This window comes from Myxacorys sp. (assembly GCF_059501405.1).
Genome location: NZ_JCACCM010000078.1, coordinates 22,134 through 35,355 on the forward strand (window position 1 = coordinate 22,134; position 13,222 = coordinate 35,355).

Consider the following 13,222-nt stretch of genomic DNA (forward strand, 5'->3'; position numbering starts at 1 on the left):
CGCTTGTGTGGAGCCTGACATTTTGCCTGAGAACCTCTTGTCGATCGCAACAGAAGAAAAGCCCTCCTCAACCGAGACCGTCACGCTTGATGTGACGGGGATGAAGTGCGCGGGGTGCGTTAGCGCGGTTGAAAAACAATTGACCCAGCAACCCGGCGTTCTGAGCGCGACTGTAAATCTAGTGACAGAACTGGCTACGGTCGAATGTGAACCGAGCGTCGATCCGGCTAGTCTTGCAGATGCCTTAACAGAATCTGGATTTCCGAGTCAGCCAAGGTCGTCAGCAGGTCAGTCCGAGGCCGTCGATCTCAGCGAGCGGCGACAGCAAGAGCATCAACAGCAAAATCGACGACTCGCGATCGCAATTCTCTTACTCATATTTTCAACGATTGGACATCTCAACCAATTCACCGGAATCCTGATTCCAGGACTCGGCAATATTTGGTTTCATTGCGGCTTAGCGGCGGCAGCATTAGCCTTTCCCGGACATTCCATGATTGTGGACGGCTGGCAAGGCTTGCGTCGCAACGCGCCTAACATGAACACCTTAGTGAGCCTAGGCACGATCACAGCCTTTACTGCCAGCCTAGTTGCCCTCCTGTTTCCGCAGTTGGGATGGGAATGCTTTTTTGACGAGCCTGTGATGCTCGTCGGCTTCATTTTGTTAGGACGCACCCTAGAGCAACGAGCAAGAGGTCGAGCCGCGTCTGCCCTGCAAGCGCTATTTGCGCTCCAGCCCCAGTCTGCCAAATTGATCGCCCAAGGAGCCGGAGCAACTCAAACCCCAATCGAAGTGCCGATCTCACATGTCCGGTCTGGGGAATGGCTACAAGTCCTTCCTGGAGAAAAAATTCCGGTCGATGGCGAAGTCGTGGCAGGACAAACCACAGTTGATGAATCGATGCTCACGGGTGAACCCGTTCCAGTTCAGAAACAGCCTGGAGAATTCGTCGCGGCGGGAACGCTTAATCAATCGGGCGCGATCGCACTGCGCGTTACTCGCACTGGACAAGATACTACCCTCGCTAAAATCATCGGGTTAGTGGAATCGGCTCAAGCCCGCAAAGCCCCGATCCAAAAACTAGCTGATACCGTTGCAGGCTATTTCACCTACGGCGTCATGGCGATCGCGACGCTGACCTTTCTGTTCTGGTTCTTTGTCGGCTCGCACCTTTGGGCAGAGGTGTTGATGCACTCCAACTATTCGTTGCTGGGAGCAGAACATGCCATGATGCATGTCTCCGCCTCTTATACGCCGCATCCTACGCCCCTGCTGCTGAGCTTTAAGCTCGCGATCGCGGTGCTGGTGATCGCCTGCCCTTGCGCTCTCGGACTTGCCACACCTACCGCCATCCTGGTTGGCTCAGGCATCGGAGCTGAGCGGGGCTTGCTGATTCGGGGGGGAGACGTTTTAGAGCAGGTTCATCATCTCGATACGATCGTTTTTGATAAAACCGGAACCCTCACTAGTGGACAGCCGACGGTCACAGACTCGATCGCCATCAGCAATGGTGTACCGCTTCTTCAACTTGCCGCAACCGTTGAAAGTGGAACTCGTCACCCCTTAGCTCAAGCGATCGCTCAAGCGGCGACAGCGCAAAACTTATCGCTCCTAACGGCTCAAGATTTTTATACTGAGGCAGGATTTGGGGTTTCCGCTAACGTTTGGTTGGATGGCACCTCTCAACCCGTTTTACTCGGAACTTCCGCTTGGCTGGAGCAGCATCACGTGGATGTGCCTCAAGCGGTTCAAGGTCAAGCCACCACTTTAGCCGCCCAAGGCAAAACCGTTGTCTATGTTGCGCTATCCTCATCGCTCGTCGGGTTAATTGCCGTTAAGGACACCCTTAGAACCGATGCCAAAGCAACCATAGAAGCGCTGAAGACAATGGGGCTTCAGGTGGTCTTGTTGACAGGGGATCGTCGCGTTACCGCAAGTGCGATCGCGGCAGATCTTAACCTTGATTCGGTGCTGGCAGAAGTCTTGCCTGACGGCAAAGCAGCCAAAATTGCTGAACTGCAAGCTCAAGGGCATTGCGTTGGCATGGTGGGTGACGGCATAAACGATGCGCCTGCTTTAGCCCAGGCTGACGTAGGCATTGCTCTAAAGTCGGGAACAGAGGTTGCGATCGAGACGGCTGGCATTATTTTGATGCGCGATCGCTTAAGCGATGTGGTGGAGTCGATTCGTCTCAGTCGTGCGACGTTTCGTAAAATTCGGCAGAACTTGTTTTGGGCATTTGCCTATAATTTGCTAGGCATTCCGATTGCCGCAGGTGTACTGCTTCCCTCGCTAGGACTGTTGCTCAGCCCGGCGGCGGCAGGTGCATTCATGGCATTTAGCTCTGTTAGCGTTGTCACCAATTCTCTGTTGCTCAGGCAATCCTTTTTCTCTTCTCATCCCTCCTTGCGTTAGCGTTGCCGCCAGCGTCCCTTCTTCCTCATCCCTAAACTTAGGTATGCGCTAATTGCTGAAACTCTGCTAGGATGCAGTCGGTCATCTATCTAGAAGAACAGTCCTACTCTCCCTCACAACGGCTCCAAGTCAGTATTAGCACTGAATCTTTCAACTTGCGATCGAGTATTTTATTTTAGGTAGGTTGCAGATTCTCCCCACTGTCGCTCATCACCCCTATTGAGTTTCAATGCCCTCAGAACCCCACCAAAACCATCTATTAATCATCGAAGACGATAAAGGACGCCGAGAATTTGTCTTAGATGCGCCTGTGTACTCGATTGGGCGAGATCCGAAGTGTGACATTCGGTTGGTGTCACAATTTGTGTCTCGTCGTCACGCAACGCTGTTGCAGTTGCCCAACGAAGATGGGACTTACTATTACCGAATTGTAGATGGCAACCTCAAAGGAAAGCCCAGCGCGAATGGGTTGCTAATCAATGGTCGCAAGCTTCAGCAGTATGACCTGCGGAATGAAGATGAAGTGGTGTTTGGTCCGCAGGTTCGAGCGATTTACTACTTACTAAAGCGCGATGCTGTCTTGACTGTGCCGCCTGACGAGTTTGACATTACTCTGATTAGCCCAAATATGGTGGGCGATCCTGAAGATTAATCTGGCGGGCCTTTTCTTTGCGATAGGGCAAGGCGTAAGTGAGACACGCCTTTATAAATTCTTGATCTTTCAAATTTTCAATTCTTTGACTGAACGACTGATGTTCCTAGGCGATGTCCCGTATTCAGATAAGGGATATCAAACAGTGAACAGGGACAATACAATACCAGCCAACTCTCTAACCCAAAGCTCTGCGAGTCATCTTACCGTTTCGATCAGTCGCCAGTTTTTGTCTTCGCTGATCGCTTTTGTGACGACATCAAACATCTGATGGCAGTGGTTATCCACCTGGAGGGGTAACTCTTCGTTTTTGCTGACCAAATTCACTTTTACTTCTTGATCTGTCGCCGTTGTGCGATCGACTAGCACTTCGACGGTGACTAGCTTAGGAAAGGGAATTTTCCCCGGAATTTCCTTCGCCATGATATAATCGGCATTAGAGTAAATCACATTGAGATTGCACGACTGAAGGGTTTCGTTTAGCAGCGGAATCAGATTTTCCAGCGAAGCGCCGAGTGTGAAGAGACAGGTGTAACGAGCCATAACTAACCCTAAGCGTGCAACAAATGAATCTTTATCATACGTGTCTGTCGTCCCCCTGCGTAGAGAAAATGGACAGTAGTGTTTTAGTCGCAGAAGTGTTCTAGTCACAGAGAGAAACCCTACGACCTTTATACCGGATTCTGCATTGTGTGGGATAGTTTCTTGAAGGCGAATTGAGAATTGACATGACGGGTAAATTGATTGTTTTTGAAGGAACAGAAGGGTGTGGAAAGACGACGCAGCTTGAACGATCGCGCCAGTGGCTTTTGCAAAGTCGGTGGCTGCCAACACTTCAGCAAAAAGGATTGATCAAAGATTTAGTTTTGACTCGCGAACCGGGCGGAACTCAGTTAGGCATTGGCATCCGGCAGTTGCTTTTAAGTCCTACAAAAGAACCAATTCACGATCGCGCAGAATTATTACTTTATGCGGCTGATCGCGCTCAGCATGTCGAGCGATTTTTGCGCCCTCACTTAGAAGAAAACCATCTAGTTCTGTGCGATCGCTACACAGATTCTACGATTGCCTATCAAGGTTACGGTCGAGGATTGGATCTGACGCTCATTGATCAACTGAATCAAATTGCAACGCGGGATCTTCTAAGCGATCTGACGATTTGGCTGGATCTTGATGTAGAAACAGGATTAGCGAGAATGCAGCAGCGCGGCAAGCGCGATCGCATTGAGCAAGCCGACCTCGATTTTCATCAGCGAGTCCGTCAAGGCTTTGCTCACCTAGCTCAAACGGAGCCACAGCGCTTTATTCAAGTCGATGCGAGGGGCAGTGAACTTCAGGTGGCTGAGCGCATTGAGTCCGTTTTAAGTCATTCCTTGACGCAGTGGTTTAACCTCGCCAGCTATGACGTTGATTCGTAGACATTGATTCGTAGACATTGATTCGTAGCGCTACACTGAATACGCTTCTCTCCATTGCTGTCTGTCTGTTTCTGTATGTCTGTCTTTGCTCCTCTGATCGGACAACCCCAAGCCGTGGAACTGCTGGCACAAGCCATTGCTCGCGATCGCGTTGCGCCCGCCTATCTTTTCGCGGGTTCTTCGGGCATTGGCAAACGCTTAGCGGCTCAATGCTTCTTGAAACTTTTGTTGTCTCCATCGCCTCGACTGTCAATTGCGCCCTCACTTCAGCACCGCATCACGGCGCGAAATCATCCTGATTTATTGTGGGTCGAGCCGACGTATCTTTACCAAGGCAAACGGCTCTCTCCAATCGAGGCAGACGCGGCAGGGCTAAAACGCAAAACTCCGCCGATGGTACGGCTGGAGCAGATTCGAGAAATCACACAGTTCCTTGGTCGTCCGCCAATGGAAGCGCCGCGATCGGTGGTGATCATGGATGCTGCCGAAACCATGCCCGAATCGGCGGCGAATGCTCTGCTTAAAACCCTAGAAGAACCTGGAAAAGCAACGATTATTTTGCTCGCTCCGAGTGTCGAAGCGCTGCTACCAACGCTCGTTTCTCGCTGCCAGCGCATTCCCTTTTACCGCCTAGATCCCGTTGCGATGACGCAAGTTCTGCGGCAAGTGGGACAGGAAGAGATTTTGTCTCAGCCGCAAATTTTAGACCTGGCACAAGGCAGCCCTGGAGCCGCGATCATGCATCGTCAAAAGCTCGAAACGATTCCACCAGACTTGCTCTCAGCGCTGACCTTGCCTCGGACGTTGCGAGAGGCATTGAGTCTTGCCCGCGCGATCGCAAAAACCTTAGACAGTGACGCGCAGTTGTGGCTCGTGGACTATCTCCAGCAGGTGTATTGGTCACAATCAGGTAGTGCAGCCGCGCTCCAATTGCTCGAAGATGCTCGAAAGTACCTACTAGCCTACGTTCAGCCGCAGCTTGTCTGGGAAGTTACCCTGATGTCAATGCTGAATGGTTAGTGGTGAGCCAACCCGATCGCGTCTCCGATCGAGGTCATTCCGTGCTGGTCTAGCTTCTGCACCAAGCCTTGAAGAATGCGGCGAACCATGCCAGGGCCTTCGTAAATCCAGCCCGTGTAAACTTGAACGAGACTTGCCCCTGCCGCGATTTTCTCCCAGGCATCATCTGGAGTGAAAACGCCTCCGACTCCAATAATCGGCAGCTTGCCACCCGTTTGTTTGTAGATGAAATGGATCACTTCGGTCGATCGCGCTCTCACTGGCATACCACTAATGCCACCTGCTTCCTCTGTGACGGGTTTCCCGGTTGCCGCGATCGTTGCTGTTTTCAATCTATCGCGACGAATTGTTGTATTCGTCGCAATGACTCCTGACAGAGCGTAGCGCTGAGCTAGACTCACCACATCAGCAATGTCTGCCCAATCCAAGTCAGGCGCAATTTTGATAAGAAGCGGCTTGGCAGCGCTATTTTCCTGTTGTAAGGCAGACAAAATTGGTTCTAGCTGATCGGTTGCTTGCAGCGATCGTAGTCCTGGTGTGTTGGGAGAGCTGACATTGACGACAAAATAATCTCCTAATTCTTTCAGCAGCCGAAAACTTCCTAAATAATCCTCTGCTGCGTCTTCTAACGGCGTGATCTTCGACTTCCCTAGATTCACCCCAACCGGAAACGCGCCCTTTCGATGCATCAATCGCTCTGCTAGGGCTGCCGCGCCTTGGTTGTTGAATCCCATGCGATTGAGGGCTGCTAAATCCTCTGGCAAGCGAAACAAGCGAGGCTGCGGATTTCCGGGTTGAGCATGAAGCGTGACTGTCCCAACTTCTGCAAAGCCAAAGCCAAAATTTGACCAAATATTGGCTGCTACGCCATCTTTATCAAATCCTGCGGCGAGTCCAATCGGATTTGAGAACGCATGTCCCCACAGCGTCTGCTCTAGCCGAGCATTCTGAAAGCCATAGAGCTGATCTAATCGTGATCGCACCCAACGCTTCGGAGCAGAATTGGTATTAAACCAACTGAGCGATCGCAGCGTTTGCTGAGCCAACCATTCTGGATCAGCGTTCACTCCTGAAAATAGAACCGGACGCACAATTGCTCGATACAGATCAGCCAACAGAACCTCAATCTTGCGATCGCAACTCACGAACCCAAAAATCACCATAGCGCATCTCACTCCCTTCCAGGGCACTCTAAGCCAGGAGCACGAGTGTTTTCGTCTCTTTTTCGTTGCATTGCCCAATTGCATTGCCCAGAAATTGCACCGCTATCGCTAGTTTTAACCGCCAGATCCTATGGGTCAGACAAAAGAGCCAACCGCCTATGATCAGCACCTCGTTACCTTGGGACACGTGTTGCAGACTCTACGTGAAGGAACAACCCCTGATGCGCTTGTCGATGCAGTCTTGGCCTATCTCAAAGCTGAATTTAGCTATGAACTGATCTGGATCGGACTCTACGATCGCGTCAGTGGTCGGCTTTCTGGCAAAGGTGGGGTCAGTCCTTTAGGCGGCGGTGATGCTCCATTGCTAAGGCAGCGCCTCACGCTCACGTCAGGCGATGTGCTAGAGCAAATCGTCATGCAGCAACGTCCGCTCACCTTTCCTGATCTGCGAGAAGAAGTTCGAGCGAACGAGTGGCGCAAATTAGCTCAACGAGCCGGTATTCAAGGCACAATGATGTTCCCGATCTCCTATCAGGAGAAGTGCTTTGGTGTAGCAATGCTGGGATCGCGGTTGTGGGGAAATTTTCCTAAAACTGAAGATAAAGCCTTATTGTCAATGGTATTGGGCGGCTTGGCCAGTGCGTTAGATGCGGTTGAAACGGAATGGCAACGACAGCAAATTAAGCAGCTAGATGAGCCACTCCTGCGGTTACTGGCTCAACTGCGATCGCGCTCTAATCTGGGTCAGCGTCTTGATGCTGTGGTTGATAGTACTCATCAGTTTATTCAGCCGACCCGCACCAGTGTGTACTGGTTTGAGCGCCAACGTCGCTATTTTTGGCGGAGAGTGACAACCCAAAAAACCGCCACTCGCCTAGCGCCAAACTCCGGAGGAGCACTCAACGAACACCAGCCCATTTCGGGAATGACGGTGCAGGAGATGAGTAGTTTCTACCAGGCTCTGATGGCAGATCAAGTCGTGTCCATTGGAGAAGCGACGAGTTCGCTCAGAGCTGATGCCACGAGCCGCTTAATGCAAAATATTAAAGCGCGATCGCTGTTGGCCGCACCCATTCTTTACCGCAACGAACTCTTAGGCTTTCTCGCCGCCGAAGGCAGCGATGCCAGAATTTGGCAAGAAGGGGAGAAAAATTTTATTCGAGGAGCTGCCCAACTGATCGCCTTGGTCGCTCCGCTCGAAGGCATGGAGACGCTGATTGAGCAGACGAGGCTCGATCAGGCACTGACGGCTGAAATTGCTCACTCGATCTATGACACGAGCGATTGGAAAGTCACCCTGAAGAATGCAGCAGAGCTGGTAGGCAAACGCCTCCGCACCGATCGCTTTCTCGCCCTATTCTATAACCGAGAGCAGGGACACTTCGAGGTTTGCTATCAGAGCCATCCCAAGAACCGACGAACCCTAACAACGATGCTGGGCAGTCTCAGTCCAATCGATTGGGACATGCTAGAGCGCAAACAAGGCGCGATCGCTATCGAGAACCTGGAAGAGGATTTACGCTTGGCGGCATGGCGCGATCCCTTGCTGGGTCTAGGCGTGCGATCGCTGTTGGTCTGCAATACGGCTCCTGAACAGTCGGTAGAAGGATTACTGATCATCGCTCATGACGCTCCCCGGTCTTGGAGTGAGTCCGAAGGCGAATTGGCTCAAGCTGTGGCGCGACAAATCGGCTTGATGTTGCGGCAGTGGCAACTGCAACGGCAATATGAACAACAGCAGAAGATCTATCAAACCGTTCAGTGGGGGTTGGCGTCGATTCAACAAACCCAGCATTTAGATCTATTAGAACGCTCTGCTCTGCACTATATTGCTCAAGTCCTGCAAGCGCCCATCGCCCTCCTCGTGTCATGGTTTCCCGGCAAACGATGGGGACGGTTAATGCAATCGATTGAAACCGATCCAAGCTTTAGCTGCAATCCTGTCTTGAAGGTGTCTCTTGAAACCGATGTGCTGATGCATCGCGCCCTTGCCCACGATGGCATTTTGCCACTTTCGATCGACGATATCCCAGCTGAAACTCGTCAATGGCTGAATGTACCAGACGCCGGACAACTCCTGGTGATGGCGCTGCGAACGGCGAGTGAGCACGAACCATCGGCAGTGCTGATTGTGGTAGATGTTCTAGAGCGCCAGTGGCTCGATCGTCAAGTCGCGGCCTTGACGATTTTGGTGAGTCAGTTTGCCTGGTCGCGGCGCTACCTGATGCTGTCTGAAAGCTTAAAGGCTCAGCGAGATCGCTTAGAGCGTCTCAGTTGGTACAAGCATCGCCGTCTAGAAGATCTGCATCGAACCGTCAAATCTGGCGTGAAGCGACTGAAGGAAATTCCTAGCCCCCATCCCGACCCACTCATGGCAACTCGTCAGCAGCAGATTCTCCGACAGATGGAGGACGAGATGGTGCCAATTAACGCCGTGATTCGCGATGAACAGTGGCAACTGGCCCAGCGAACAGACACTGTACCGCTGATCAGTCTGCTCCGCCGCGCCCTCGATCGCGTCGATCATCTGATTAAACAGCGACAACTCTGGTCACAGGTTCACAACGAGACAAACCCGATGATTACTGGGGATATCACTAAAATCGAACTCGTGCTGTACGAACTGCTGTTACTTGCGGGTGGGCGATCGCACCCTGGCGGACGCCTCGATATTTGGTGTCGTCCTCTAGATTCACGCTGCGTAGAAGTCTCGATTACCGATGATGGAACGATTGAGCCGCGTTTAATTGAAGACTTAGAAACGGGCAGAGCTGTTGATTTATTAGCCCCGTCTATGATTGACAAATCGCCCGGTCTGCATCTCGCCATCTGTCAGTCATTAATGAAGCAACTGGGTGCAGAATTCAACCTTTACAAGCTAGAAGACGGACGACTCATGAGTCGATTGGTTCTCCCACTCGGCTAATCATCAGATTCCTAAATTTTCGGTATCACTTTGCAAGTCTGTCGATACAATGAAGGGCGTTTATGGCAGTGTTGGACTGTCTCCGTAATACTGATGCTTCGATCCAGGGTGTATTGGTCTCACTGCTATAGGAATGCTGGTAACGCTTATGTCTGCTGCGCTAAAGTCGTCTCGACGCAAACGCTCTGATTCAAACCGCTCTCGGGTTCACCCTAGTGCTCTAGATGCTCGCCGCACCGCAACCTTCAGTCCGATTGGCGTTAAGCGTTTGCCGTCGCAAGACAGTGTTCCAACGTGGGTGCGATCGCTACTGGTGGTGCAGCAGGCATCGGTTGTCGCCACTTTTGCGCTGGTAGGCTCTGTACTAGCCGTGTATGGCTGGACAGTTTATTCTCAGCAGGTGTGGGGAAAAGAGTACCAGCATCTCGAAACCCTTCGGCGCAACGAGCGTCAACTCACCACCAACAAAGAAATGCTGAAGGATCAAATTGCCAAACAGGGCAATCGTCCAGGGACAGTATTAACGCCGCAAAGTCCAGATAAACTGATTTTCTTGACGCCTACTTCTAGCCAAGGGAGTGCGGCTACGGCCTCTCCTCAAGCACCGCCGACGGGCGTAGAGGCGGATTCTAAAGGAACCGCGCCCCTAGGTTATTGAACTGATGAGGGGTGAACAGCAAGGAGCTCGAACGAATGGTGAAGCGGGGTAGATCCATTAAGAATTCGCGGTTGGCGCATCTAAGGCAACCTCCATCCGGGTCTATTCGATCGAATGGCTCGGGCTATTCTGGTACGCTTTCGGCTCTTCTATCGGACTTGAGGGAGACTTCTTCTCGCGTCGCATCAGAGTTTTTAGACTCACGCCATGGTACCTCCAGAGCAGCGAGGCTGATAGAGCGTCTACGTACCGCACACGCCAAACCCAGCCTGCGTCGATTATTTATCGTGTGGGCGGTGTTGCTGGGGGCAATGGTATTGCTCTTGCTCAATTTAGTGCGGCTTCAGGTGGTTCAGGCTCCAGATCTGTTAAAGCAGGCGCGATCGCAACAAACGACTTTTTTGCGTCCGTTTATTCCTCGTCGTCCAGTGGTTGATCGAGTGGGAAACGTGCTTGCAATCGATCAACCAGTTTACACACTGTACGCACATCCGATTGCGTTCAAGGAGCCTAAAACGGTTGTTGCTGAAAAGCTGGCTTCAGTTTTAGGACAATCGCCCGGAGAAATTTTACGCAAACTCGATTCTGCGGAAAGCGGCATCCGATTAGAAGTGGCCTTGTCTGAAAATGCTGCCGACCGACTCCAAGATTTGCAGATCGACGGGCTAGATTTGGCGCAGCAGCAACAGCGCTTGTATCCCCAACAAAATCTCACGGCCGATGTAGTCGGGTATGTCGATGTTGATCAGCAAGGTCAAGCAGGTGTTGAACACAGCCACAAGAATTTATTAGAGCGCTCGATCAAATCCGTGCGGTTAAGTCGGACAGGCCTCGGCTCGATGATGCCCGATCGGATTCCGGGCGGCTTCTTGCACATTGATAACCTGCATTTGCAGTTGACGATCGATAGTCGGGTGCAACGGACGGCGCAGACCGTGCTCCAGCAGCAGGTGAAGAAGTTTGGGGCGAAACGAGGCGTCGTTTTGGTAATGGATGCCACTGATGGAGCGCTGCGGACACTAGTTTCTGAGCCCTCCTACAACCCGAACGAGTATTACAAAGCAAACGTCGAGCGGTTTAAGAACTGGGCGATGACTGACCTCTATGAACCGGGTTCGACCTTTAAGCCGCTTAATGTTGCGATCGCGCTCGAAACCAAGTCGATTAAACCAGATCAGGTGTTTAATGATGAAGGCTCGATCTACGTGGACCAGTGGCCCATCCAAAACTTTGACTATTCCACCGCGGGAGCGCGTGGAATGACGACCGTAACCCAAATTCTAGAGCGCTCTAGCAACGTGGGTATGGTACATATCATTCAACAGATGCAGCCTAACGAATATTACAACTGGCTGCAAAAAATTGGACTTGGACAAACCACGGGAACCGATCTTCCCTTTGAAATTGCCGGACAGCTTAAAGATCGCAAAACCTTTACCGAATCGTCTATCGATCCGGCAACGAGTGCCTTTGGACAAGGTTTTTCGCTGACGCCGATTCAGCTTGTACAACTGCATGGCATCTTGGCAAGCGGCGGTAAACTGATCACGCCGCATGTGGTGCAAGGCTTGTATGACGATGCAGGACAACCGTACTGGCAACCCATCCAAAATCAAAATCCACCGAAACAAATTTTCTCGCCGCAAACGACGCAGACCGTGCTTCAGATGATGGAATCGGTGGTGCAAAATGGCAGTGGCAAAGCGGCTCGCGTTCCGGGGTATCGCGTCGCTGGAAAAACGGGAACGGCACAGAAGGCGAGTGCTGGCGGTGGCTATCAGGAAAGCGCTAAAATCACAAGCTTTGTATCTATCTTCCCGGTGGAGAATCCGCGTTACGTGGTAGCAGCCGTGATTGATGAGCCGAAAGGTGAAGATGCCTTTGGCTCAACAGTAGCGGCTCCGATCGTCAAATCGGTGATCGATGCGCTGATTACTTTGGATAAGATTCCGCCCAGTCAACCTACAGGTCAACCCCCAGGTCAGCCGATTCCGGGTGTTACTCCAACTCCTGGAGCCAGCCCGACGGAAAGCCTTGATCCGGCAGCAAATCCAAGCGCTGAGGTAACCCCGTCTCCAATTCAGTGAAGCACTCATGTGTGGCAATATTATCGGAACGGCATTTGTGATTGCGGCATTCGGAGCAGAGGAAAATGCAGCCGATAAGCTGCTTTATCGGAATGAGGTTGTATTGCTAATGTAAGTTCGACGGATTAGAAGAAGGCAGCGCAGGTAAGCCCTTCGATCGCAAGTCGAGCGACGGTAACTTGGGCTGATAGATGTAGGCAATCAATCCTGCCAACACATTGACGAGAAAGTTCCAACCACTACAATGCCGAGAATGCTCGATTTGGCAAATGTTCTGCAGTTGGTCATTCACCGACTCAACGATCGACTGCTTTCTGAGCAGAATCTTGTCAATCAGTTTGACCAAGTGCTGCTGCATGTTTTTACGCGCTTTGGTCACAAGCTGAAGTCCGCGTTGGTAGAGTTCCTCAAACAGCTTTTGAGCGATATAGCCTCGATTACCCCTGCGGAGCAGGGCCGTTTCATTGTGAGAAATGAAAAACTGGCTGCTTGATTCCCTCGTTCGACGTTCTTGAATTTTTTGAACCTTGCAAACGAGGACTTGGGGCTTCCAGATATCTCCCGGTGACAATGAAACAACCCTGCCCTCAAACCGTTGGCAGAAGTCATCCACGCTGCAGAAGATGGCGGTGACATCCAAGCGCGATTTGATCGGTTCTATAAGCTGAGTCTCGAAAGATTGAGATTACCTTCAAACGTAGTCTCAGCTTTTCTTTTGCGCTACTTCTCTCTCGTCGAACTCACGTTAAGAATAGTTCTAGCTGGGTCTTTGATTGGCAGCTCAAAGATGTGATTTCTGTACTTGATTTTGTAATCTTTGGTGAAAGTTGTCCTAGGTTCTGTTGACCTTTCAGCGAAGTTCAATCAGCAAGGCTGTGAAAT

The 13,222-nt window shown here is 51.5% G+C and carries 9 protein-coding genes and 1 pseudogene; 7 read left to right on the top strand and 3 right to left on the bottom strand.

Annotated features, from left to right (window positions below):
• The first annotated feature begins 22 nt into the window (after positions 1-22).
• A complete protein-coding gene (locus AC5I6P_RS07875; protein ID WP_495693201.1) occupies positions 23-2,416 on the top strand; it encodes a heavy metal translocating P-type ATPase in 2,394 nt (797 codons plus the stop codon).
• Positions 2,417-2,645: 229 nt separating this feature from the next.
• The gene (locus AC5I6P_RS07880; protein ID WP_495693202.1) at positions 2,646-3,068 is read left to right on the top strand and encodes an FHA domain-containing protein; all 423 of its coding nucleotides are present in this window, start codon (positions 2,646-2,648) and stop codon (positions 3,066-3,068) included.
• Positions 3,069-3,266: 198 nt separating this feature from the next.
• Here AC5I6P_RS07880 and AC5I6P_RS07885 read toward each other — a convergent pair whose 3' ends face one another.
• On the bottom strand, positions 3,267-3,611 hold the full coding sequence (locus tag AC5I6P_RS07885; RefSeq protein ID WP_495693203.1) for a hypothetical protein: 345 nt from the start codon (positions 3,609-3,611) through the stop codon (positions 3,267-3,269).
• A gap of 185 nt (positions 3,612-3,796) precedes the next feature.
• On the opposite strand from AC5I6P_RS07885, the gene tmk reads away from it, so the two are divergent.
• Both tmk and AC5I6P_RS07895 read left to right on the top strand, forming a co-directional pair.
• A complete protein-coding gene (gene tmk, locus AC5I6P_RS07890) occupies positions 3,797-4,486 on the top strand; it encodes a dTMP kinase (protein ID WP_495693204.1) in 690 nt (229 codons plus the stop codon).
• A gap of 75 nt (positions 4,487-4,561) precedes the next feature.
• Entirely contained in the window at positions 4,562-5,506 is a 945-nt protein-coding gene (locus AC5I6P_RS07895) for a DNA polymerase III subunit delta' (RefSeq protein WP_495693205.1), read from the top strand.
• Here AC5I6P_RS07895 and AC5I6P_RS07900 read toward each other — a convergent pair.
• On the bottom strand, positions 5,503-6,669 hold the full coding sequence (locus AC5I6P_RS07900) for a quinone-dependent dihydroorotate dehydrogenase (RefSeq protein ID WP_495693206.1): 1,167 nt from the start codon (positions 6,667-6,669) through the stop codon (positions 5,503-5,505). The two genes, AC5I6P_RS07895 and AC5I6P_RS07900, sit on opposite strands and share 4 nt — an antisense overlap.
• A gap of 130 nt (positions 6,670-6,799) precedes the next feature.
• On the opposite strand from AC5I6P_RS07900, the gene AC5I6P_RS07905 reads away from it, so the two are divergent.
• From AC5I6P_RS07905 to AC5I6P_RS07915, 3 genes are all read left to right on the top strand, one after another.
• The gene (locus AC5I6P_RS07905) at positions 6,800-9,595 is read left to right on the top strand and encodes a GAF domain-containing protein (protein ID WP_495693207.1); all 2,796 of its coding nucleotides are present in this window, start codon (positions 6,800-6,802) and stop codon (positions 9,593-9,595) included.
• 148 nt (positions 9,596-9,743) lie between these two features.
• Positions 9,744-10,253 (top strand): hypothetical protein, encoded by a 510-nt coding sequence (locus tag AC5I6P_RS07910; protein WP_495693208.1) that lies wholly within the window; start codon positions 9,744-9,746, stop codon positions 10,251-10,253.
• Positions 10,254-10,288: 35 nt separating this feature from the next.
• Positions 10,289-12,340 (top strand): penicillin-binding transpeptidase domain-containing protein, encoded by a 2,052-nt coding sequence (locus AC5I6P_RS07915; protein WP_495693209.1) that lies wholly within the window; start codon positions 10,289-10,291, stop codon positions 12,338-12,340.
• A 106-nt stretch (positions 12,341-12,446) separates the two neighbouring features.
• Here AC5I6P_RS07915 and AC5I6P_RS07920 read toward each other — a convergent pair.
• Positions 12,447-12,782, bottom strand: a pseudogene (locus AC5I6P_RS07920) (transposase); the annotation flags it as partial.
• Positions 12,783-13,222: the final 440 nt, after the last annotated feature.